Below are 24,874 nucleotides of genomic sequence, written 5' to 3' on the forward strand. Positions count from 1 at the left end.
CTTTTATATACCATATTAACGTTTTTGATGTCAATATATTGCTGCAGTTTGAGACTTATTAGGTGAATTGCAATAGGCATTTATACAATCATTTCCAATGTGATCCCATAAGATATCACCGTAACTATAAGGAGGTGCCTTATGGCTCAGATTAAAGTAACACCACAGTTCAAAAGGCTCTGTGACCAGTTCTCAAGAATTCTTGGCGGCGAACATGAGATTGATCCAGGACCTGTATGCTTTGTCAGCCGGGCAAGGCAGCTCAACGCAACTATTTTAGGGAGAAAAACGACGTCGCCTTTAGTGCGGTATCAGCTCTTTTCGTTCGAATCCCTGGACCCGTCGGGCCGCGCTCTTTGTCTGGGTGAAACGGCTCTCTTTCAAAATCAGGCGAATCGTCTGATCCGAAATCTGCAAAAACACGGCATCAAAGTAACTGCACTCCATAATCACTGGCTGAACGAAAAACCGCGTTTGATGTACATTCACTGGGAATCCATTGACAATCCGGTCGCTTTTGCAAAAAAAACGAAGGAATCCATTCGCTTTCTTGGCTAAGTCCTAATTGAAAACATGAGCTGCAGTCTAAAACAGGAAGATGATGGTTTAGACTGCTTTTTTTGTGGAGTTCATGTTCTCCGTTCGCTCCTCCATCGCAGAATCACTATTTTTTTCTGCCGATATAGAGCAGATGTGAAGCGTTTGCTCCCAATATATAGGGGTCTTCAGCCGAGTTCAATTGCTTTCTCCTTTGCCACATTCACTAACCTTGGTGTTAAATCAGTCAACGTTACTTACTTGAATAATAATCAATAATGTCACTCATCCGGCACCTCCAAAAAACTATTTTTTCCTCATTTTAAAAAAAAAGAATGAATCTAATTTTATATCATGTTAGCATTCGAATTGCAGTGAATATTGTTAAAGAAAGGAAAATGAAACTATGAATATGAAGCTCGAAACTCTTCCAAATTATCGCATTGCCTATGTGCGGCAAGTTGGTCCGTATGGTCCTGCCAATGCCCAAGCCATGGAAAAGCTAAAAAAATGGGCCAGGGAGAACAATCTGCTAACTGAATCAGCCATTCTATTCGGAATTCCGCAAGACAATCCTGCAACAACACTTCCTGAAAACTGCAGATATGATGTATGTATTGTCATTTCAAAGGATTATCAAGTGGATGCTTCAATGGGTGAAGGCGAATTTGCCGGAGGGAAATATGTTAGCTTCACAATCACACATACAGCAGAAGCCATTCAACGAGCATGGACTGAAATATTCCCGGCTTTACAGAGCAGCGGTTATCAAATGGACACAGGCAAACCTATTGTAGAAAGATACACTGTGGAGATGATTAACAATCATTTGTGCGAAATATGTGTTCCTGTTATAGCTTCAGATAATTAATTATAGAAAAAGAAGAACAAGTGAGTTCTCAGCAGCGATAACCTCTTGTTCTTCTTTCCTCTCTCCGCCTTATATTGTTAATTTCCGCCGTGGTAGCAATAATAATGTTTTGCCTGAAGATTTTTTAAAATGTTCAAAGATTGCTCTGCGCTCTCCCGGTCCAAACAAAATTGCGGATTTGCAATAACTAATTCATCCGCCTCTCTAACTGCCGCATCTCCTGTAATGACACTGTCCAATTCAGGAAAATATAATGAAATATGGCCTGACGTATGCCCTGGCGTTGCAATGATTTTACATGAATCGTGCAAAATCCATTCCCCATCACGGACGGTTGTATTGACTGAAACATGTCTTAAAGCTTTCAATTGCTGAATGAACCAATTTCCGAATTCTTTTTGTTCCTCAGGCATATTGTCCAGCATTGCTTCAGCTTGAGCTAATCTCTCAGCTTTCGCTTCACCGCTGATAAATTCCGCTTCCACATCGCTCGCAATAATAGTAACCAGAGGGTACTTTTCCTTGAACTCGTATAAAGAACCGATATGGTCATCATCGTAGTGGGTGATAATGATATTTTTCAAATTGTTCATGTTATATCCGTTTTTCACAATCTCAGCTTCAATCAGAGGCAAAAAGTTGGTATAGCCCGTGTCAACCAAGGTTAATTCATTATCAGATACAATCAGGCTTGGATAAATATAATTTTGTTGACCATTAAACATAAATCCAATAGGAAGCTCCAGTATTTTCATTATACCCCTCCATTACTCTCATGCAGGCCGCACTTTACAGCGCTTCAGCCTTGGCCTTCGCGTCCGCCAGCAGCATTTGAATCAGCGACTGCAGCGGCAGTGATTTCCATTTCTTCGGGTGGATCAAGAGCTGCAGATCGAAATGAATCTCCGGGTGTCCAAAGGACAGCTCCGCCAAATTGCCGCGCTCAATCTCTTCTTCGGCTACGATTCTCGGAAGCAGGGCAATGCCCAGCCCATTCCGCACGCAGCGCTTGATCGCCTCCAGGTTAGACAGCTCAAAGCCGATACGGAAAATAATCCCGTGCTCCCGCAGCAGATTCTCGAACATACTGCGGTAGATGCAGCTCTCCTCGGATACGATCAACTCGCAATTGTTCAGGTCCTGCAGCGTCACACGGTCCAGCTTGGCCAGCGGATGGCTCTTCGGTGCCACCAGCACCAGCGGCTCATCCCTGATGATCATACGCTCGAGCTGTGAATCTGTCGTGCTGCGGTCGAGCATCAGGCCGATGTCCACCTCGCCGTCCCTGATCTTGGTGATCAGATTGGCCTCCTGCTCGGTCTGCAGATGGATATTCAGCCCGGGAAACGTTGTCCGCAATTGCTGCAGGAAGGGCGGTAAATAAAAGGCCGCGAGCGAATCAATCGTCCCAATCGTCAAGGTTCCGCCGATCTGCTGGGCAATCGTTTCTTTGGAGCGGTCATATAAGTCTAGAATCTCTACGAACAGCTTGAGCAGCTCTTCCCCTGGAGGAGTCAGCCGGAGTGCGCGTCCATGCCGCTCCATCAGTGGAACCCCGTATTCCTTCTCAATCTTCTGGATCTGCATCGTTACGCTGGACTGCGCATAACCCAGCTCTTCCGCCGCACGCGTAAAGCTCTGCCGCTTCGCCACCTCACGAAAGGTGCGCATATATGTTAAGTCCATATCCTCACCCTGACATCAATATTTTTGATAACCCATATCACTTATTATAGCTAACACCGATGAAATATTCCATGCTACAGTAAGATAAAAGGATTTTACATTGTTGGAGGACGATATTCATGTTAACAGAAGAACAGATTTATGGAGTCTATGTTCCCGTGGTAACCCCGTTTACAGAAGCTGGCGAAATTGACCTCGAGTCGTATCAGCGTTATGTGAACAACATCATCAAGAACAATATTCATGGTCTGGTCGTTAATGGAACAACAGGAGAATCGCCGACAGTCAACATACAGGAATTGCAGACACTCGTGAACGCTTCACGGGAATTATTGAAGTCCAGCGGCATTCCGCTGGTCATCGGTACCGGCACTAACGATACGGCTTCCACTGTGGCCCGCACAGAGCTTGCTGCTAACTCGGGTGCAGACGCTGTATTAGTGGTTGTTCCTTATTACAGCCGCCCTTCGCAGCAAGGAATTATCGAGCATTTCCGCAAAGCCGCAGAGGTCGGAATCCCGGTTATGGCCTATGACATTCCGGGACGCGCCGGAGTCGGCATGACCGTCGATACGGCACGCACCATTCTTGACATGAACAACGTTGTAGGACTCAAAGACTGCTCCGGCTCGCCGCTGCTCGTCTCCGAGCTGTCCCGCCTCGGCTCGAAGCCGGTGCTGTGCGGTGATGATCTGCAGTTCCTGAATATGCTGGGCTGTGGAGCCGCCGGAGGCATGCTGGCCTCGGCTAACGTGCATACCGCAAGGTTCCTCAGCATCTACGAGCAATTCAAAGCCGGACTGCTTGAGGAAGCCACCGCAGCGTTCAACGAGCTTGTGCCGCTGATGAAGCTGCTCTTTAAGGAGTCCAATCCAGCTCCGATTAAATGGCTGCTGAGCGCCTATGGAGAGATTGCCTCGGATACGCTCCGCCTGCCGATGACCTCGATTAGCTCCGGACTGCGCGAGGAACTCGGGGCTTATCTCGCCGGGTAACCACCGCCGTCATAACCGCATATTTCCGTTTCCACAACACAACAACCGCCAGGGCGCAGCCAAAGACTGTCCAGGGCGGTTGTTGTTATATAGGCGATAAACGTATAGGTACGGATCTCTCCCCGGGGAATATCTTACCTTGGTACGACTGTTTTTCTTGCCGATTCTTAATGAGATTTCATTGAAAAGAGGTCAGCCAATAAACTGGCCGGCCTCTTTGTGTTATTGCGGAGAATGTGTAATTCAATAATAGCCGTCCGCTATTATCTGCCGATACGTGCGAATGGAGCAGTCAATAAATCGATGTCGCCCCACTCTTTAGGAGAGTTGGAATCCGAAACCCCTGGCGTGTTCGAAGTCGCTGGATCATTTGGAAGGGTATCCATTGGCGAGTACTCGCCTTGGTGCAGCATTACGCCGATACCTGCATTCTCAATATCCGGATTTCCGAGTGCGCTGAGAGGAATTTTCGCTTCATAGAATGTGTCACGATTTGGATCGTGGCCAAGTGCCATGAAGTTTACAAGCTTGCTTGGATCATTAACATCATCAGCATCCTTCACGCCCCACAGGGATGTATAACCTTTGCCCTTAGCATATTTAACGGTAATTCCTGCTGCTGCGCCTGTCTTATAGTTCACTCCGGCATCGTCGACAGGGAACACACCGTTTACGGCTCTGGAAATGTAACCGGAGTGGAACATATTTGAAGCAATGTTGAGTTGATAATCAGGAAGATCCAGCCCGCCCCAGAGCGGCTGATTCCCATTCTTCTTCCACATATCATTTGTTGCGCCTGCACCACGAATCGTATCAATGGCAATCGTCTGCGGCATATCCATGGAGCGGATCGGTGTACCGCCTGCAGAGCCAGCGTTAGCAGGATCAACGATGTCTGTAACATCTACATACTGCCAAGCCAGATACAGGAACTCGTTGTCCCATGCTGCCCACAGATGGCTAAGATCCATTGGCGATTCATGAAGAGACCAATTGCTGCCAAGTGTACGCGGATCATCACCGGCCATGTCGATAGCAATCAGCATGTCATCTGTCCATTCTCCACTGTTAGTTCCATCAATTGTGATTGGAGTAGATACGCGTTTACCAAATGAAGGGTTAGTGGAATACGGCTTGTCACCACCAGGAATAACGATCGTTCCTTTCAATGTCACCGCTGTAAGCTCAGCGCTTGCTGCTGAGAAGTTGTTTGCAGCATCGAAAGCTTTTACAGTGTAGGTATACGATGTTTCTTCAGCCAAACCGGTATCCGTGAATGCAGGAGTTGTTGATGTTCCTACTTTTACTGCACCACGATAGATGTCGTAGCCTGCTACAGCCACATTATCTGTTGAAGCTGCCCAAGACAGACTCACCGTTGAAGCTGTCTTACCGGTCGATATAAAACTGGCTGGAGCGCTAGGCGCCTCTGTATCGGTTCCGGCTGAAATTTCAACGGTTATTTCGTTGCTGTTAGCGGAGAAATTATTTGCAGCATCACGAGCACGGACTTGGTATTTGTAAGTCGTACCTTCCGTTACCGTGCTGTCGATGAAAGTTGTTGCATTTACTGTAAATATCTCCGTGCTTGTGCCAGCCTTACGAGTAATTTGATAATCTGCTACGCCAACATTGTCAGTTGAGGCCCCCCAAGTCAAGGTGATCGTCTTAGGAGTTCCACTGCTGAGATTGCCAGTCAGGTTAGCTGGGACTGAAGGAGCAATCGTATCTGCTCCCACCGGTTTCTCCCCAAGCTTCACTTGTCCTGCAGCATTATTGTTGCCAGGAATGTAAATATTGTCGCCCGCGTTGAAGAAGTAGTTCTTCTGACCGTTGCTATCCCAAACGTTGCTTCCGTTATTGAAGCAAGCTTCTAGACGGCTAGCGGTTCCAATATCAACTGTTATTATTTTGTAGCCAGGGTTCAATGAATCATTCTCCATCTTCACGCCTGGAGCGGATGTCCAAGTGCCACCCTCTGCGCGATAATGAATGTTAACATTTGTCCAGCCCTCTTTGTAATAAACGGTAACTTTATTGCCCTGATTTGGAGTTCCCGGTTTACCGGCGGTCACTTTACCTGAATCATAGGTATTGTCGCCTTTGTTGAAGAAATAGTTCTTCTGATTGTTGTTATCCCATTGACCGCTGCCATTGTTGAATGCTACCTCTGCGCGTATTGCCGAGGTTCCAAGGTCAATCGTGTGCACAGCATATCCCGGAATTTCAGAATCCGCCATTTTCACGCCAGGAACGGCTGTCCAGTTGCCACCTTCAGCGCGATAATGGATGTATGGAGCTGTATATCCTTTTTTGTAGTAAATCGTAGCGGTGTTGTCATTGCCTTGTCCAGACGGCTTAGTCTTAACGCTGATCTCGTTACTTGGATCGGATGTGCCGCCGGATTGGCTCTTTGCAATAACTTTATAGGTATACGTTGTTTCTGCAGTCAAGCCTGTATCCGCATAAGTTGTTGTTGTTGACGATCCAACCTTCGCATTGTTGCGGTATACGTCGTAACCGGCAATTCCGTAACTGTCAGTGGATGCATTCCAAGTTAATGTTACTGTCTTGTCTGTCTTTACAGAACTAGCCAGGTTTGATGGAGCCGTCGGTTTAGTCACGACACGCGGATCCGTATCGGACCAAGCGCTTCCGTCATACCAGCCTGTTGCAGTTCTGGTGAATCCAGCTTGGTTTTGGGCAGGTACTTGTTTGCCTGTGTTGTCTTTAAAGATAATTGTAGCTTGTTCAGCTTTGTCGAAACTGTAGACATACCATTCTCCGCCAACGCTTGTCATAGCTGGAGCTGTGGCCCAGGTTGGGTCATTATCCTTTGGTGCTGTGGCGTAGAAGTATATGGATGGTGTTCCCCATCCGGATGGTTTCTTGAAGTAGACTTCCAGCTTGGCATTAGGATCGCCCTTCGTGAACTCGTACGAAGCCGTACCTTCGCCATTTTCATTCGTGGCGTACATCTTCAGCGTTTTCGTATCATTAATGGCCATGTCTGCGCCAATGGTGATTGTTGTTCCATTGGTAAATGCAGTTCCGTTACTCGGATCACTGCCATCCAGCGTGTACTTGCCGCTGTCCGCATTCTTGATCGAAAGCGTTACAGTTGTGGTTTCGGTTTTGAATTTACCGCCAGCTCGTGAAGCAGTCAGAACCGGGAACTTCTTGTTTACGCCAACATTTTCAATCAGAATAACGCCGTTGGTTCCAGCGGTAAATTTGGCCTTGCCTCCGCTTACAACCACTTCGTTCTGCGTGTAAGCATCGCGTACAGTAGTGCCATCCGGGAAGATGCCGGATACATTCACTTCCACAGTTCCAGAAGCTCCAGTAGCCACGACTACTTTATCCAGAATATCACCTTCCTCATAGGTACGTGAGAACGTATACGGACTGTCTGTAATTTTCTTATGAGTTCCTGCACCTACTGCAATGTGATTGTTTCTGAATTGTCCAATCTTCTGCCAGTGTGACAGGACACCTTGGTTAATGCCGCTCCAGTTCATCTGTGAGCGTGCGCCTTGGTCCGGGTCAGAGCCGGTAGGCCCGAGCGGTCTTGCCGTTTCATCTCCATAGTACGTTTGCACTCCTCCCGGAAGAAGCAGAAGCGCGGTACCTGCTTGAATCAGGTTTCCACGATTGTACAACCCTCTATCGTGGGAAGAAAGATAGCTGAGCATATTGTAGTTAGGCAGATCTCCGTTTAATTCACTTGCATATCGGGAGAAGAGACCTTCCAGATCGCTCATATTTGAGCTTTGGAAGGAGAAGTTGATTAAGGAATCAAACCCGTTATCGAAATAAGTGCCGGTTCTTCCAAGGCCATGCCCCCAAACTTCCCCGGTCATCCAAAAGTTATCTGTCCAATCTGCACCTGGTTTCGTCGGGTTGTTCTGTCTCCACTTCGCAAGCGCACTGCTTGCGCTTATCTTGAGTTCTTTCCATCTATCTGCTTGAACATGCTTCGCAGTGTCTACACGGAAACCGTCAATTCCGAATTCTTCGACCCATGATGACAGCCACTTAATCATGTAATCCTTAGGAGCGACGTTCAGGTCTTTGCGGTATTGCTTGGCAGCCGGAACGATCCAGTTGTCGTAACCGCTTGTTTCTTTGTTGAACTTCGTTTTCAGTACCGGTGGCAGGCCTGTTCCGCTTATGGATTCCGTCTTGATATCAGGCAGAAAACCTACGCACAACGTCTGATCGTTGCCGCCGCATTGATCGTATCCCGCAATATTGTTGGCGCGAATCCAGCTGCTGCCCCACCAGGAACCCCAAGCACTCGAATTATTCGTGTTCATAATGTTATTGTGCGAGTGCCAGTTCTGGCCCAGGCCCTTGTTGGGAGTCCAGTTCCCGGCAAGTCCGCCGCGGTCACCGTATCCGTATTCCGCCATATCCACAAGTGTCGGATAAGCAACATGGTTCATAACCACGTCAAGGACAACGCGGATTCCCTTGGCATGAGCAAGGTCAACGAACTCGCGCATTTCATCGATGGTACCCATGCTCTTGTCCATTGCAGTGAAATCAAGTGCATAATAGCCATGGTAGCCATAGTGAGCAAAGTCACCATCTTTACCGCCTACCCAGCCGTGCATTTGTTCCCAAGGAGCTGTGATCCAAATTGCATTTGTACCCAAATCTGTGAAATAGCCTTCTTCCAGCTTCTTGGTCAAACCTTTAATATCTCCGCCGTGGAATGTACCCACATCCGAGCCCCAGGCATCTGTCTTAGGTCTGCCATAAGCGCCGTCATTGCTGGTATTACCGTTGCTGAAACGGTCTGTCATGACGAAGTAAACGTTTGCATTATCCCAGCTGAATGGGCTTGCTTTTTGCTGCCGTACATCGTTGCCGATTTTCACAACATCAGGGACACTGTATGCTGATTTCTGTTCGTCAGTAACCGGCAGGCTGGTTGCTGCAGGCGCTGCTTTGGCCGTTGCTGTCGGGGTCACTGTGGCCGCTGTTGCTTGGCCCACTGGCAATACTGCAACGCTCCATAGCATTGAGCAGAGCAGCATTATGCTTAGTAATAATTTGCAACTCTTTTTTACCATTAGCTTGTTTCTCCTCCTGTACCTTTTGGTGTGAAACGAGTAACGTGATCCGTAAACCAGCAAGCGATATAATACTAAGAGCTGGATTTATCCGGATTGCAATCGTTTGCACTCAAGTCCATTTTACCAACTTATGTTAAAGTCTAGTTAAAGTAATGAAATAAGTTTTAGGAAAAGTCATAAATCATTCAATAAGCGGTGTTAGTGAAGCCGATCCGTTAAACTTATAGCCGGCACCTCTGACAGTATGGATATATATCGGTTCACTCGGGTTTTTCTCAATTTTTTGCCGCAAGTTATAAATATGAACCATGACGGTTCGTAGGTCCCCTTGCTTAATGTCTTTCCAAATAAGATCATATAAGGTTTCGGTGTGGAATACGCGATTCGGGTTCTTTGCCAGAACAACAAGGAGTCGGAATTCTTTAGAAGATAAAGAGACTTCCTTGCCATAGGCCATTACTGAGTGGGTAGTAGGATCGATCTGCAGACCTGGGTAGAGTATCAAATGACGCTGATTAACAGGGAAAGCCCGTTTATACCTACGGAGGTGCGCTCTGATTCGGGCGTGCAATACTTCAAAGCTGGAGGATTTGGTAATAAACTCATCTGCCCCCCGGTTCAAGGCTTCAATCCTGAGATAATCTTCGGTATGGTGACTTGTAAAAAGCACTGGTTTATCGCTGAATTTGCGCAATTCCGTGCATAAGTTCAAGCCGCCCGCCCCTGGCATTGACAGGTCAAGAATAATTAAATCAGGATCATGAGAATGTATGAAGCTGACTAATGCTTGTCCGCTGTGAGTATATCCAACAGCTTCATATCCATGCTCTAGTAAAGATTGAACCAATAACTTGCGAGTTTCAGTATCATCATCAATGATTATGATTTTTTCCCGCATTCATTTTTCTCCTTTAATAATATTTGTAAGCGCTCTCTTGATTATGTTAAAAAGACAGCCCAACCGCATTTCCCTGGCGGTCGTTTGTTGGCCTATTCCTAGTAAAACATAGTCAAAAAAAACGCTTTCAATTCCTTGTATATATTTATATTGCAGGCAAACTTTAGATCGTATACAAAGGATGTTATTTTCATACAAAAATATCATATGCTGTAGAGTAGTGCAACCAGATAGACCACAATTAAGAATATAATACATACGAACCATATCCTGCGTTATTGACCAAAACGTCAATTTTCAGCCTCCATTATTATTAATTGACTTACAATCGAAATTAAAGAGCATGTATCATTTAATGTGAATATAAAAAACCCGCGCTTGGCGCAGGTCAGCTTGTCAGAAACCCAGGTCCTTTTGAAGACCTTGGGTTTCTTTTTAGGTTCTAGTCTATGCAGAATCGGGAAAACGAGGGAATTCCCCCCGTTTGTCCAATTCAATGGCCTGCCAGTTTACTGAGGTCTGCCAGCTTGGGCAGAAGGTCTGCCGCCTTGTCCTGTGGTAGGTCTGCCGGTCTGACCGGCTCCGGTCCGTTCAGCGGATCTGCTGCTTTGGCCGCCGCCGTTCTTACCGCTTGCCCGGCTGCTAGAACCAGCTCCGCTGACGGCGGCACTTCCGGCTCTTGCGCCGGCGCCTGTCTTGCGGGCCGAATCACCGCCCGGTCTGCTGCCGCTCTTGCTTACGCCGGAGCCGCCACCCGGACGGTTGCCCTGCGTGAACCACTCCTGCTTCGGCTTGCGCGCCGGATGGGTCTTTGCTTTGACCGGCTTCGCTGGCGCCTTTGCCGGGCGTTCGTTCAGCAGTGCCAGAGCGCTCTGCGCCATCGGGTACGGATGGTCCTTGACCTCCGGGATCGTCTTGCCGATCAGCTTCTGGATATCCTTGAGGTACGGAAGCTCTTCCGCTTCGCATAGGGAAATGGCAACTCCGCTCATTCCGGCACGGCCGGTACGGCCGATACGGTGAACATAGGTTTCCGGAATGTTCGGCAGGTTGAAGTTGATGACATGCGACAGCTCGTCAATATCAATCCCTCTGGCGGCGATATCCGTAGCAACGAGCACGCGGGTAGCTCCGCTTTTGAAGTTGCGCAGCGCGTTTTGCCGCTCATTCTGTGATTTGTTGCCGTGAATCGCCTGAGCGGTAATATTGATTTTGCCCAGATCGCGGGCTACCCGGTCTGCGCCGCGTTTGGTGCGGGTGAAGACCAGTGCGGAGGCAATGGATTTGTCCTGCAGCAGACGATTCAATTGCTTCTGCTTGTTACCGTTCTCCAGCAAATAGATGGATTGCTCGATTCTGTCCACCGTTGAGGAGACAGGGGTAATCTCGATTTTCACCGGATTGACCAGCAGGGTTTTGACCAGATTTGAAATCTCTGCCGGCATCGTAGCCGAGAAGAATAACGTTTGTTTTTTGCTTGGCATCTTGGCGATGATCCGCTTCACATCATGAATGAAACCCATATCCAGCATGCGGTCCGCTTCATCCAGCACAAGGAACTGCACATACTGCAAATCGGCATGTTTCTGGCTGATCAGGTCGATCAGGCGGCCCGGAGTCGCAATCAGAATATCCACACCCTGGCTTAATGCCCGCTCTTGGGGTTTCTGCGATACGCCGCCGACAATAGCCGCCGAACGGATACTGGTGAACTTGGTGTAGGCCTGGATATTTTCCAGAATTTGCAGAGCCAGCTCTCTTGTCGGTGTAAGAATCAGCGAACGGATGCGGCGTTTCCCGCCGGTTACGGGAGGCTGCTGGCTCAGGAGCTGAATAATGGGCAGCGAAAAAGCGGCCGTTTTGCCTGTTCCGGTCTGCGCGCAGCCAAGCACGTCCCTGCCGGCCAGGGCTGCGGGTATGGCTTCCTCCTGAATCGGGGTCGGTGATGTATAATTTTCCTGGCTGAGCGCCTTAAGGATCGCTGGGTTAAGCTTCAAATCATTAAAAGTCATGTTGTCTCCTTCATCTACAATACATATATTTTGATATCATGTGGTGATTAAAACTATGAAAAGTCATAACGCATAATGATACCACAGATCCGCATATATGTGGAAACAACTTCACCGCTGCTATTTAATCGGAATGTATATATCCGTTTCAGAAGTTTCGTCCACAGCACCCTTAAATCTTTCAGTGAAGCATTCTATATCATCTCTCTCCGCGAGTTCAATTTTATTATACGGTATCCATGAACCCCATATGTATTGGTAAGTATACAGGAGCGAAGCGGTTGTACCGGTATGGATGAAATGTGCATATTTTCCGCCGCGAAATTTTTTCAGCACCATGCCGTCTGGTATAGAATCATAGGCGATTACTGCTACACCAAGAAAGGCGGTAGTTGCAGCCTGGGCATCGAAAGAATCATAATCACATTTTTCATGTGCTTCATAGATGCAATACCGCGCTGAGTTTTGAACCCGATTTCTAATTTCATGTATACGGTTATTGAAAACAGGCCACATCTCTATACTGCTATTCTCTTCAATACTCACTGGAAAACGCGTGCCTACAAGGTGCATATCGGGAACCATTACAATTTCGGGTTGCAACAACACTCCCTGGCGGTGTAAAAGAGCGTCAGAGCTTAATGCTGCTTTTCGTCCTATAATGGTGTCTATTTTGTTTATGCGATACTGCATAGGTGTTACCTTGTAGAGCTTTTTAAAAGCACGGCTGAACGCCTCGTGAGACTCGAATCTAAAAGAAAGAGCAATCTCTATGATGCGTTTGTCAGTATACAATAGCTCCTCTGCGGCTTTGGATAAGCGGCGTGAGCGGATATACCCACCCATCGTTTCACCCACTGCCGTTTCAAACACCCGATGAAAATGGGAATAGGAATAAGCCGCCGCGCCTGCGACATCAGGAGCTGTAATCTCATTTTTGAGATTCTGCTCAATAAATTCCAGAGCATGCTCTATTTGCTCAAAATACTCCACGGCGGCACCTCCTCTCCAACCGTTACAGGTTAATCATAGTATAGAAGCCTTCCGGAACTTCTTCATAAGGCAAAACAGAATGAAAAACACGGTTCTCACAAAACTGATTTATTTTGAATTTCCTCCAAGGGTTATTTTGCGGAGAGCCAAAGACAATTTCCGCCGTTCTGTCCTCAACATCAAAAATAACAGCATGAAGCAGACCGAAAAAACCTTGATAGTAATGACAGCATAAACCATCCGGATAGTTTTTTGTAAGTAGCGTTCTAATCTTTTCTTTTGTCATTTTTTCATTCCCCGAAAAAGCACTCTGAATGAGGCTGTACCGATGTACCGAATTTTCAAGACGGACTTTCTCTTGTGATATCAACTCCTGCAACACAGTGTGGTTTGTAGCGCATATGTAAGCATCCTTGTCCGCCGCAGTCACTGTCTTAGAAGATTTGCTTCCATTCAAGCATTCAAAAAGTGCGATTTTTCCAGTTGCATCTGCTAATAGCAGATTCAGATTATAACCAATAGGCATCTCTTTAAGGCTTACAAGCGCCTGTTCAATATTTTTGCAATTTTCCAAAAGACTGCGAATAATCGACCAGAAGGTTAGGCCCGAAACAGCCGCCTTCAATCCTCCCACAAAATTTCCTACAGGCATCCCGTTTGAAGACTGACAGACTGCCAAACCATGCTCATTCATGCCATTTGTACGCCCAAAAATATTACCTAATGTACTTGTATGGGCATACCTGCCATTGACCCGGGTTGAGGTAAGACATAAATCTTCAAGTTCATCATTAAAGTCAAACGTACAAGCCATAAGGGTATGACCATCCTCATTTTTCTCAGGCAATGAAGCCATAAGACTGCAGCCACGTTCAAGATAGCTCATTGCATAAAACAGCACCTGTCCCGGCGCAATCCCCAGTTTGTCGGCAAACCCCTCGATTTCTTCATTGACCCCCGGGCAATATTGATTAAATAAATTCATGATTTCAAGAAGCTTATCTTGTGGAAAGGTGTCAGGTGGGAGCAATAGCTTGTTCATTATTTCCGGCCGTGTGGAAACCCATGCTGCAAGCTGCTCACCTACTTGATAATTTGTACCTGAAAAGTTCATATAAAATGCATCGGTTGTTTTCATTCGATTGTCCTCCTCGTTTTTCATAATTATAGCCAGGAGCAACATTCCAGGCTTGATATTTACTGCTATCCTCACAAAAAAGAGACCCCGCATCCCGAATTCTGAATGCTGAAGATCCCTTTCATCCACACTTGCAGCAAATGCCGCAAATTTTAGTCTGACATCCTATTTTACCGTAACCTTCATCACTGTACTTTCGCTTGTACCGGCGCTGTTCACCAGCTCTGCACGGTACTCATAAACTCCGGCCTTCCGCTCCTTGATGGACGTAACGGCAGTCTGTGCGTTTGGCGTGTCAGCCGTTAAGGTCTGCGTATCGACCAGCACTCCATTTTCATAGAGCCGGTAGGTTGTGCCATTGGTCCCCCACCATAGATTCATGGTTACCTTATATGTCCCATCGCCGTCCCAATTGTCATTTGACAATACCGGAACAGCCGGGGCTGCATTCGTAACGGTAACGACAAGCGGACTGGAGACTGTAGTTCCATAAGAATTGCTCAGCTCCGCTGTGTAGGTGTATGTTCCGTCCGCCTTTCCCGACAGATTGGTCAGGAGGGTCTGCGCCGCAGGAGACTCATCGCTCAGTGCGCGGCTGTCAATCAGCTTGCCGTTCTCGAACAGCTTATAGCTGGTTCCGTTATTGCCCCACCACAGATTCATTGTAATCTGGTAACTGCCATCCAGCAGTCCGGTGTCATGGCCGTTGTTGCTGGACAGAACCGGCTTCCCTGGAGCCCCTGTTGCCTTCTGCTGGCTGCCCACGATCTGAATGGCTGGTGCTGGAGGCGCTTCCATGCCTGCGCCGAGATAGAAGCTTGGATGCGGCGGCTGATTGTAGCCGACGTTCTGCCAGGCCACGGCCAGACGGTAGACCGGATCATGCATCAGCGTGCGGATGCGGGTATCGGTCAGATCGGTTGTTGTGTAGATCCGCAGCTCAGTGCTGTCGGTGGAACGCCACATAATTTCCTCGCGCCAGTCTCCGAACAGATCCGCCTGCAGGCTCGGATTGGCTTTTGTCCCGTTGTTCGAAGCCGCCCCCTCCGCCGTCAGCAGATTAACGGTCGTCTGGTTCACATAATCCCATTTGTCCACCCGGTTCGCATCCATCAGCTCCCGCAGCAGATCGCCATCCCACCACACGCCGAAGTTCGTCGAGGTTGGAAGTTTCTTGGTAATCAGTTCCCCCTTCGCGCTGTAGATGCCGGTAACCGGAATTTGCTGCCCATTGGTAATCGTCGCCGCCCAGACCTCTTCGCCCAAGTAATTCGGATCAATATCCGCCGACATGCCCCGGCCGGTATCAATGCCCGTAAATACACCCCAGAGCGCTTCTCCTGTCGCCGCATCCCGCATTTCAATGCCGTATTTGGCATCCACATGCTCATGCACATCAAAGACCTCAAGGCCCGGTCTTGCCGGGTCCAGATCCCCGAAGTGAATCGCATCGCCGTGGCCCAGCTTCGTATTGTAGAGCGGCAGACCGTCATCATCAATCGCCATCGCCCCGAATGTAATTTCATCCTTGCCATCACGGTCCACGTCGCCTACCGACAGATTGTGATTGCCCTGTCCGGCATACTCCGCATAACCTTCATCGTTGGAGTCGAACCGCCACACCTTGCTCAGCTTGCCATCCCGGAAGTTGTATGCCGCCAGTACAGTTCTTGTGTAATAGCCCCGGCTGAAAATAACACTGGGGTGCTCGCCGTCCAGATAAGCCACCGCCGCCAGGAAGCGGTCCACACGGTTGCCATAACCGTCTCCCCATGCGCTTACATCGCCGCGCGGCGGATCGTAATCGACAGTGTCCACAGCGCGGCCGCTCAGACCGTCAAACACGGTCAGATATTCTTTGCCCAGCAGCACATAACCGGAGCTGTTCCGGTAATCCGCCTTGGCATCGCCAATCACCGTGCCCTGGCCGTCAACTGTACCGTCCGCGGTTTTGATCACAATCTCCGCACGTCCGTCACTGTCGAGATCATAGACCATGAACGGTGAATAATGCGCGCCCGCACGGATGTTGGGGCCCATATTAATCCGCCAGAGGCGTGTTCCGTCCATTTTATAAGCATCCATATAGACGATTCCGGTATAGCCCGCTTGCGAGTTGTCCTTGCTGATAGAAGGCGACCACAGCATAACAACCTCATATTTCCCGTCGCCATCCAGATCCCCTACACTGGCATCTCCGGCACTGTAGGTGTAGGGCTGACCATCTTTCGTATAATCATCTGCAGGCTTCTGCATCGGCACAGACAAGTATTGCTGCTGCCATACGCCGAACTCCCCGGATGCGGATTGCTCCACACCGCCAAGCACTGTCTTCAGAGTATACTTCGAAGCCTTTGTGCCTGCGGCATCCAGGTAATTCGTGCTGCCTGTCAGAACTGAAGCGTTTAGCTTCTTTCCGTCCCGATACAGATTGAAGCCTATCCCGTCAGGATCAAGACCCAGCAGCCGCCAGCCGATATAGTTCCCGGCATCCGTCTTGACTGCCACAGGCGCGCGGTCCAGCTTCTCCATGTCGCGGTATAACGCCGTTACGACTGGAGTTTCCAGCACTGCTGACATTTCAGAAATGCCACCTGCATTGACCGAAGCTACCTTGTAATAATATGGAATAGTGCTAAGAATAGTTGTATCCGTATAGGATGCAGTTTTCGATTTGCCTACCAGAGCATACACTCCGGCTGCCGATTTTGAACGGTACACATTGTACATTTTTGCCGCAGCGACTCCGTTCCAGGTGAAGCTGACAGCATTTTTATTCGTCGATAGCAGCTTTAGACCTTCTGGCACGGCGGCCTTGGCTACCGAGGGGTCAATTAGAGATACCGGCAGTACATTCGATGCTACTGATTCCAGGCCGGTGTTATCCACTGCTGTGACCGAGTAGCGGTATTCAAGTCCAATATCTGCTGTCACATCTACATAGCTTAGTCCAGTGGTTTCACCCAGCAGTTCAGAGCTCTGAGCGTCAGCTGCCTGCCGGTACACACGGTATTTAGCCGCTCCATCAATGCCGCTCCAGGACAGGGAAACCGCAACCGGGTCACTATCCAAATCCAGACGATCCAGCTTGAGTCCCGCCGGAGCCAGCATCAGCGGTGTAATCTCCAGCCCGTTGAGATGGGCGGTAGTGCCGCTGAACACCAGATTCATCTGTCCGTCCTTGACGGAAATCTGGCTGTATTCCTTCTCCGCAATGCTGCCTTTGCCGGAGGAGACGGTTCCATAATCCTTGCCTTCAATGGCCACATTCGTTTTAGTCGAACCTGTCCAGTCTCCGGTATAAGTCTTAACAGAATAATAGCCGTTTGGCAGATCCACCTTAAATTCATAAGAGCCGCCAAAATAAATCACAAAATCCCTGCGCAGAGTATCCGTCACGGCACCCCGGTCACGGTCGCTCATCCCTGCACTTGAAACAAGACCATAACCCAGCTCAGGGGTATAGATCGCATTCCGGTTCACTTCGGTGTAGCCCTCGGCAACGGGTGCGCCTACAGGACCAAAATCATAGCGGTACTGCGACAGCTTGGTCGCAATCGTTGCCGGATCAGAAGGCTCTGATTCCCCCCGCCCGTTGACAGCGGTCACCCGCACCGTGTAGCTCTGGCCTTCGGCCATCCCGCCAAGCGTAATAGCTGGAATTGTAGATGTGCCAACAAGGACGTAGGCAGATTCAGCGTCTGCTGCCAGCTTACGGTAGATTTTGTAGATATCTGCCCCCGCCACTTCATCCCATTTCAGCGTTGCCCCCGCATTGCTGATGCTCCCGGCCAGCAGGCCCGCCGGCTTCGCCGGAAGCGCATCAGGCGGTACGATTTCCTTCACTGCGTCAGCAAGTGGAATGTTCAGGTCTGCAATGCCTCCTGCGATCAGACGGGCCATTTGAATAGCCCCATATTCCTGGAAATGGGTATTGTCGCTAGATCCTTTTGGAAAAGCCGCATACACACCAGGATCAAGGTACAGAAAGACGGAGCGTGTCGCTTCAAAACCGATAGAATTATAATAAGCGACACTCCGTGCGCTCAAATCAACCAGTTCCACATTCAGCTCGTTGGCGACCTCTTTCATGGCCTGTACATACTCAGGGAAGCTTACATTAAATTTGCCGCTCTCCGTATTGAAATCTCTGCGTCCCATCGGTGTTATCAGAATCGGCGTTGCTCCGCGCTGCCTTGCACCTTCTACATAGGTTTTCAGATAATTCTTGTAATCTGCCGGCGAGGCATACCGTTCAGGCACACTGATCGTCGCATCGTTATGACCGAACTGCACCAGGAAGTAGTCTCCCGGCCTAATCTCCCGGAGAATGGTATCCAGCCTGCCTTCTACGATAAAGGACTTGGAGCTGCGGCCTCCAATCGCTTGATTATTGAAATTTACCGCCGAGCTGAAAAATTTACCGATCATCTGTCCCCAGCCTGCCTGCGGCTTCCAATACGGGTCATATGTCTGCACCGTTGAATCCCCGGCTAGATATACGGTCGGCTTCTCTCCTGCGGTACGTTCCGGCTGTTTTTTGATCACAAGCGCATTCAGGACAGGTCTCGTTCCGCTGAATACGAAATTCATCTGACCATCCACCAGCGCAATATCGAAGTCCATCTCCAAATATTGTCCCGCCGTCTTGCTCGTCTGCTGCACCTTCTGCATAGATTCAGCTTTGATCGCTATGTCCGTATCGCCGCTGCTGTCACCGGCAATCAGTGATACGGTATAATCCCCATTCGGCAAGTCGATAGCAAAGGCTGCATCCTTAACGGCTACAAAATCTGACCTCAAGGCATCCGCCGTGCCCCTGTCCTCCCCGCTTACTTTTGACGGATCAATGAATCCGTATTTGCTCTCGGGAGTGTATGCTGCCCAAGCCTCGACCTTTATATAGCCTTCCGCAACAGCTCCGGGCCCGAAATCAAAAGCAACTTTTTCCCCATCCGGCAAAGGGGCTTGCGGCGTATAGACTGCATCTGTCACTGTGCTGGAGTGGAGAGGAGCTTGCATGGCACTATCCCCCTCCGCCCGCTGTTCCCCATATGCAACCGCCGGAATCAAGGATGAACAAATCATCAGCCACGATAGCAGAACCATTACCATTTGCTTTCCTGCTTTATTTTTTCTCATATTCTATGGATTCACCCGCTTTCTTGTTTTAAAAAGCTTGTTCGTTTTGTAACCGCTTACCAAAAAATCAATCGGCAATATGCCTTCACCTCCAACACCTGGATTGTAACCCTGTGAATAGTTTTCCATAAATATACAACTTCGGATCAATACTATCATTTGCCCTCTAAACTGAACATGCAAAAATCCGATCTTTTCATACACAAAACCGATCACTTTGCAGCTAAGAGGAGGATCCTGGTTTCCAGAACAACAAAAAAAGCGGAGGATTGCTCCCCCGCCCCTTCTTTGCTATTAAGTATAAAAACTAATCCACAATTTCAGCAGTATCGCCGTTATTGGCACCTGCAGCGTTGGCTTCGTCGGTGTCGATGTGCATATCAAGTGCAAAATTGTCTGATACACGTGCGATTACATTCTCCAGCACAAGGCCGCGTTCGCCGCCAAGGCGTACCTTCAGCATTTGCTTGTCAGCAATGCCCCAAGCTTCAGCTTCGGAGGTATGGAAGTGGATGTGGCGGGCTGCCACGATAACACCTGTCTCCAGCTCAACTTCACCGGCAGGTCCTTTAAGCGTAATTCCTGGAGTTCCTTCGATGTGGCCGGATTCGCGGACAGGGGCTTTCACGCCGAGGCTGAATGCGTCTGTGCGGGAAACTTCAAGCTGCGATGCCGGACGGACAGGTCCAAGAATTCTTACTTTGTCAAATTTTCCTTTGGTGCCGATTACAGCTACTTGCTCATTTGCTGCAAATTGTCCAGGTTGGGAGAGCGGTTTGAACTCAGTCAATTGATATCCTGCGCCAAACAACGCTTCCACATGCTCTTGCGTAAGGTGTATATGTCGGGCCGACACACCTACGGGTACAGTCTTGCTCATTGTAATGTCACTCCTTGAATTTTCTCTAGTATCTGTACAAGCCACAGATCATTATACATCTATTTCTTCAAAAATAAAAAGGTCCTCCTCACATCGAGGGTCCTATTTTTCGACATTTTGTGATTTCGGAACAGGATTGTCATGAAATTGCCACTTGCTTGTTCCCGGTAACTATATAAGTTAAACTTTAGATTTTCAAAATTGGGTCTGGTCGTAACTGCGGGGAATGTTTGGACTTCCGGCCGCTGTTGTTCACAGATTTCTTGATTTGAGACCGCTGATCGCGGTTGAAATCCGTGAACAAAGGCGGACGCTACCGCTCCTACAGTTCCAAACTTCCCCTCCGTCACTTCTGCCCTTTTTATTCTTTTTTTTAAGTTCAACTTAAATAGATATTCGCTGTCTTCGCAGGCAAATAGTTTGCCAGAAAGCTCTGGGCATTGCCGTAGAGCCAGCCCCTCACGTCTTCCTCCGAGTAGTGGCGGAGCAGCAGCTCGGCGAATTCGGCGTATTTTCCTGGATGCTCCAGCCCCTCTACCCACGATTCGATACCGTCAAAATCCGAGCCGAACATGATATGCCTGGAACCACCAAGAGTACAAACATGCTCAATATGACGCAGGACATCCGCTGCCCGCGCCTCCCCTCCCGTAGTGACGAACCAGGGCACAAAGGTCAGCCCCATTCTTCCGTCCATAGCCACCAGCGCCCCGATCTGGTCGTCGCTCAGATTACGCGGGTGTCCGCAGACACCGGCAGCATTGGAATGGGAGGCAATGAAAGGACGGTTGCTCCGCTCGGCAAGCTCCCAGAACCCCGCGGGTGCCAGATGGGACACATCCAGCAGCATACCGCTCCCGTTGCACCATTCGATCAGCTTCCGGCCCTGCTCCGTAAAACCGCCATTCCGCTGCTCCAGCACTCCATCCGCTGCCCAATTGGCATAATTCCAGGTTAATCCAAAGAACCGCACTCCCAGCTCGAAGCATAACTCAGCGTAGAACAGATTCCCCTCCAGACCGTCCACCCCTTCCAGAGAGAGCATTCCCCAGCGCGAGGATGTAACGGCCATCTCCGCCGCTTCTTCCTTCCAGCGCAGCCACTGCAAGCCTCCTGTGCCCGCCACTTTGGCCCTGTAAGCTTCAATTTGTCCCAGAATCCGCTCAAAGCTAAGTTTTCCCTGAGTAGCCGACAGGTAGATCGCAAAAACCTGCAGTTCGACACCTCCCGCCAGCAGACGATCAGAAGTTACGTCCAGACGGTCGTCCTTTCGGAAATCAATATCCGGAGCAGACTGCAGCTTGCTCAGCACATCACAATGAAAATCCGCCACCCGCATTTTCCCAGTTCCCATTCCCCGGTCAGCCCCGCTTTCTTTTGACTTGAAACCAAGCAAGTAGAAACGGCTACGCCGTCCATAAAAGGACGGTATCCGTTTCAGCGAGAAATTTAAGAGATAAAGTATAGCGTAAAACTTATTCTTTCTTAAATTTCAAAAAACCTGTTTACCGAAGTAAACAGGCTCATCCTGAAAGGTTATCTGCTATCTAGGCTCTACAATAAGCTTAATCGCGGTCCGATCCTCCCCATCAATCACTATGTCTGTAAAAGCTGGGATGCAGATCAAATCGACACCGCTAGGTGCAACAAATCCCCGGGCGATGGCAACGGCTTTGACTGCTTGGTTCAGTGCTCCGGCTCCAATGGCTTGCAGCTCGGCCGATCCACGTTCTCGAAGAACACCCGCTAGTGCGCCGGCAACGGAATTAGGATTGGATTTAGCTGATACTTTTAATACATCCATAGTAAGTACCTCCCCTGGGAAAATGATGGTGTTCTTCCACTACTGTAGATGTTATTCGCGAGCGAAGAAATAATTCCTTCTTTTTGCGGACCACTCCAGAGAAATTTGTACAAAAGATACTCTTTTTCGATATAAAAAAAATCACACTTTACCCAAAACTAACGATTTCCTCAAATACCCTGTATATTGCCGCTAAACCTAATCCATCACCCACTCATCTTCGCGCAGCCGAATCTTCTCCATACGTGTTGCCTTGCCCGTAGCTTCATCAAGCTCGACGAACAAACCGTTCAACTGCCACTTGCCTTCGTCCACCACAAATCTTGCCGGAAGCTGAGTTGTAAATTTGTAGATCACTGCATCCTTTTCCATACCCAAAATTCCTTCTCTTGAACCAACCATCCCGGCATCTGTCAAATATGCGGTTCCTCCCGGCAGAATAACCTCATCATTGCTCTGCACATGGGTGTGCGTTCCTACTACAATCGAAGCTAACCCATCCATGAAATAACCCATGGCAATCTTCTCGGATGTTGCTTCTGCATGAAAATCCACAAGAATACACTTAGTCTTCTGCCGCAGCTCTTGGACAATCTCTTCACCCATACGGAAAGGATCATCAATCGCCGGCAAAAAAGTGCGGCCCTGCAAGTTGACAATCGCCAGCTGCTTGCCATTCGCCTTGATCACCGTATACCCGCGACCTGGCGTTCCCGGAGGAAAATTGGCCGGGCGAATGAGCCGCGGCTCGTCGTCGATAAACTCAAAAATGTCCTTGTTGTCCCAGGTATGGTTGCCCATCGTAATGCCATGAACACCCCAATTGAAAAACTCATTGGCAATAGCCGAGGTAATCCCTCTGCCGGCAGCAGCGTTCTCCCCATTAGCGACAATGATATGCGGCTGATATTTATTTTTCAGGGAAGGCAGCATTTCCCGCAGCGCTTTTCTGCCCGTATTCCCACAAATGTCACCAATAAATAGTACTTTAATGATATTCTCCTCCTGAAAGAAAAAAGGCCCCACAGAGGGGCCGATTTCCTTAGTTATTTAGCATATTCAACTGCCCGTGTCTCGCGGATTACAGTGACCTTGATATGACCCGGATAATCCAGCTCACTCTCGATCATCTTCGTAATGTCGCGGGCCAGACGGAATGCCTCAGCATCATCAATCTTCTCAGGCTGCACCATCACGCGAACCTCGCGGCCCGCTTGAATCGCATAAGATTTCTCTACGCCTTCGAAGGATTCGGAAATCTCTTCGAGCTTCTCCAAACGCTTGATGTACGTTTCCAGGGTTTCGCGGCGAGCGCCCGGGCGTGCGGCCGACAAAGCATCGGCTGCTCCAACCAGCATTGCGATAACCGAGGTAGCTTCGCAGTCTCCATGATGGGACGCGATACTGTTGATAACCACTGGATGTTCCTTGTACTTCTTCGCCAGTTCGACGCCGATCTCTACGTGCGAACCTTCCACTTCATGATCCAGCGCCTTGCCGATATCATGCAGCAGTCCGGCACGTTTTGCAAGCACGATGTCTTCCCCAAGCTCACCGGCCATAAGTCCAGTCAAATAAGCAACCTCCATGGAGTGCTTGAGTACGTTTTGACCGTAGCTCGTGCGGAATTTCAGACGGCCCAGGATTTTGATCAGATCCGGATGCAAGCCGTGAACGCCCACCTCAAAGGTAGCCTGCTCCCCGTACTCGCGAATCCGCTCATCCACTTCCTTGCGGGATTTCTCCACCATTTCTTCGATTCGGGCCGGATGGATACGTCCATCGGCAACAAGCTTCTCAAGTGCCGTACGGGCCACTTCCCGGCGAATCGGATCAAAGCCTGACAGAATAACAGCTTCCGGCGTATCATCAATAATGAGATCAATACCAGTAAGAGTTTCCAGTGCCCGAATATTGCGGCCTTCGCGGCCGATAATCCGGCCCTTCATCTCTTCATTAGGCAGCGTTACCACGGAAACAGTTGTTTCTGCAACATGATCAGCCGCGCAGCGCTGAATGGCCAGCGTAATGATTTCACGGGCCTTCTTGTCCGCTTCCTCTTTGGCCTGCTGTTCAATTTCCTTGATCATCTGAGCGGTTTCGTGGCGAACTTCCTGCTCTACATTGCTGAGGATGATACTTCTGGCATCATCAATACTCAAATTGGAGATACGCTCCAGTTCAGTAACTTGGTTCTTGTAAATAACATCAATTTGCTGTTGTGTTTCGTCAATTCGTTTCTCTTTGTTAGCCACTTGTTCTTCTTTTCGTTCAAGCGATTCCATTTTTTTATCCAGAGACTCTTCCTTTTGCAGCAAACGTCTCTCTTGCCGTTGGATTTCATTCCGACGTTCACGAGTTTCTTTCTCAGCTTCGGTACGGATTCTGTGGACTTCATCCTTAGCCTCAAGTACCGTTTCCTTCTTCAGCGCTTCCGCCTCTTTCTTCGCGTTCTCCACGATGACTACGGCTTCCTTCTCAGCACTGGAAATTTTAGCTTCTGCAAGGGATTTACGAATAAAATAACCGAATCCAAAGAATAATGCAGCTACAACGAGAACGATTATGACCCAGATCGCAGTATGCATCTGTTCACCTCCTCGTTGGTTCCTCCAAGGACTATCCTTGGGAATTTGTGCAGTTGTTAAACTAATCCGTTCATCACCATACAAAAACCGGTAATACACCGATTGCCATACTGCACATGCTGCACATGCACATTGCCCGCCTTATACGGCGATTACATTTCATATGAGTTGTACGCGAACCGCATAGGTAAGATTCTGCTTTTTGGGAAGGAAAAAGGATTCTTATTCTAATGCAGATTCATGTTA

General features: G+C 48.8%; 16 protein-coding genes. 3 read left to right on the plus strand and 13 right to left on the minus strand.

Translation table 11 applies throughout. The features are described from left to right. The first annotated feature begins 141 nt into the window (after positions 1 to 141). Both AC0LWN_RS04515 and AC0LWN_RS04520 read left to right on the plus strand, forming a co-directional pair. Entirely contained in the window at positions 142 to 558 is a 417-nt protein-coding gene (locus tag AC0LWN_RS04515; RefSeq protein WP_474663398.1) for a DUF1259 domain-containing protein, read from the plus strand. A gap of 385 nt (positions 559 to 943) precedes the next feature. After that, entirely contained in the window at positions 944 to 1,408 is a 465-nt protein-coding gene (locus tag AC0LWN_RS04520; RefSeq protein WP_474663399.1) for an AraC family transcriptional regulator, read from the plus strand. Between the two features lie 77 nt (positions 1,409 to 1,485). On the opposite strand, the gene AC0LWN_RS04525 is transcribed toward AC0LWN_RS04520, so the two are convergent. Next, the gene (locus tag AC0LWN_RS04525; RefSeq protein WP_474663400.1) at positions 1,486 to 2,163 is read right to left on the minus strand and encodes an MBL fold metallo-hydrolase; all 678 of its coding nucleotides are present in this window, start codon (positions 2,161 to 2,163) and stop codon (positions 1,486 to 1,488) included. Positions 2,164 to 2,197: 34 nt separating this feature from the next. Then, on the minus strand, positions 2,198 to 3,094 hold the full coding sequence (locus AC0LWN_RS04530) for a LysR family transcriptional regulator (protein ID WP_474663401.1): 897 nt from the start codon (positions 3,092 to 3,094) through the stop codon (positions 2,198 to 2,200). Positions 3,095 to 3,213: 119 nt separating this feature from the next. Between AC0LWN_RS04530 and dapA the strand changes: the two genes are divergently transcribed. Beyond that, positions 3,214 to 4,089 (plus strand): 4-hydroxy-tetrahydrodipicolinate synthase, encoded by an 876-nt coding sequence (dapA, locus tag AC0LWN_RS04535; RefSeq protein WP_474663402.1) that lies wholly within the window; start codon positions 3,214 to 3,216, stop codon positions 4,087 to 4,089. Between the two features lie 263 nt (positions 4,090 to 4,352). On the opposite strand, the gene AC0LWN_RS04540 is transcribed toward dapA, so the two are convergent. From AC0LWN_RS04540 to rny, 11 genes are all read right to left on the minus strand, one after another. After that, entirely contained in the window at positions 4,353 to 9,092 is a 4,740-nt protein-coding gene (locus AC0LWN_RS04540; protein WP_474663586.1) for a carbohydrate binding domain-containing protein, read from the minus strand. A gap of 262 nt (positions 9,093 to 9,354) precedes the next feature. After that, complete coding sequence (locus tag AC0LWN_RS04545) at positions 9,355 to 10,071, minus strand: response regulator transcription factor (RefSeq protein ID WP_474663403.1); 717 nt, start codon at positions 10,069 to 10,071, stop codon at positions 9,355 to 9,357. Positions 10,072 to 10,580: 509 nt separating this feature from the next. After that, complete coding sequence (locus AC0LWN_RS04550; protein WP_474663404.1) at positions 10,581 to 12,083, minus strand: DEAD/DEAH box helicase; 1,503 nt, start codon at positions 12,081 to 12,083, stop codon at positions 10,581 to 10,583. Between the two features lie 120 nt (positions 12,084 to 12,203). Further along, the gene (locus AC0LWN_RS04555) at positions 12,204 to 13,076 is read right to left on the minus strand and encodes a helix-turn-helix domain-containing protein (protein ID WP_474663405.1); all 873 of its coding nucleotides are present in this window, start codon (positions 13,074 to 13,076) and stop codon (positions 12,204 to 12,206) included. Between the two features lie 22 nt (positions 13,077 to 13,098). Next, positions 13,099 to 14,214 (minus strand): C45 family autoproteolytic acyltransferase/hydrolase, encoded by a 1,116-nt coding sequence (locus AC0LWN_RS04560; RefSeq protein WP_474663406.1) that lies wholly within the window; start codon positions 14,212 to 14,214, stop codon positions 13,099 to 13,101. A gap of 165 nt (positions 14,215 to 14,379) precedes the next feature. After that, a complete protein-coding gene (locus AC0LWN_RS04565; RefSeq protein ID WP_474663587.1) occupies positions 14,380 to 19,323 on the minus strand; it encodes a rhamnogalacturonan lyase family protein in 4,944 nt (1,647 codons plus the stop codon). Between the two features lie 340 nt (positions 19,324 to 19,663). Then, positions 19,664 to 20,236, minus strand: coding sequence for a phosphate propanoyltransferase (pduL, locus tag AC0LWN_RS04570; protein ID WP_474663407.1), 573 nt, complete (start codon positions 20,234 to 20,236; stop codon positions 19,664 to 19,666). A gap of 379 nt (positions 20,237 to 20,615) precedes the next feature. Then, positions 20,616 to 21,590 (minus strand): dipeptidase, encoded by a 975-nt coding sequence (locus AC0LWN_RS04575; protein WP_474663408.1) that lies wholly within the window; start codon positions 21,588 to 21,590, stop codon positions 20,616 to 20,618. Positions 21,591 to 21,779: 189 nt separating this feature from the next. Next, positions 21,780 to 22,040, minus strand: coding sequence for a stage V sporulation protein S (locus AC0LWN_RS04580; protein WP_019910496.1), 261 nt, complete (start codon positions 22,038 to 22,040; stop codon positions 21,780 to 21,782). Between the two features lie 198 nt (positions 22,041 to 22,238). Beyond that, positions 22,239 to 23,033 carry a TIGR00282 family metallophosphoesterase gene (locus AC0LWN_RS04585; RefSeq protein ID WP_474663588.1) on the minus strand — a complete coding sequence of 265 codons (795 nt, stop codon included), beginning with the start codon at positions 23,031 to 23,033 and terminating at the stop codon, positions 22,239 to 22,241. A gap of 53 nt (positions 23,034 to 23,086) precedes the next feature. Then, a complete protein-coding gene (gene rny, locus AC0LWN_RS04590; protein ID WP_019910494.1) occupies positions 23,087 to 24,628 on the minus strand; it encodes a ribonuclease Y in 1,542 nt (513 codons plus the stop codon). Between the last annotated feature and the right edge of the window lie 246 nt (positions 24,629 to 24,874).

This window comes from Paenibacillus sp. sgz302115, from assembly GCF_056120445.1.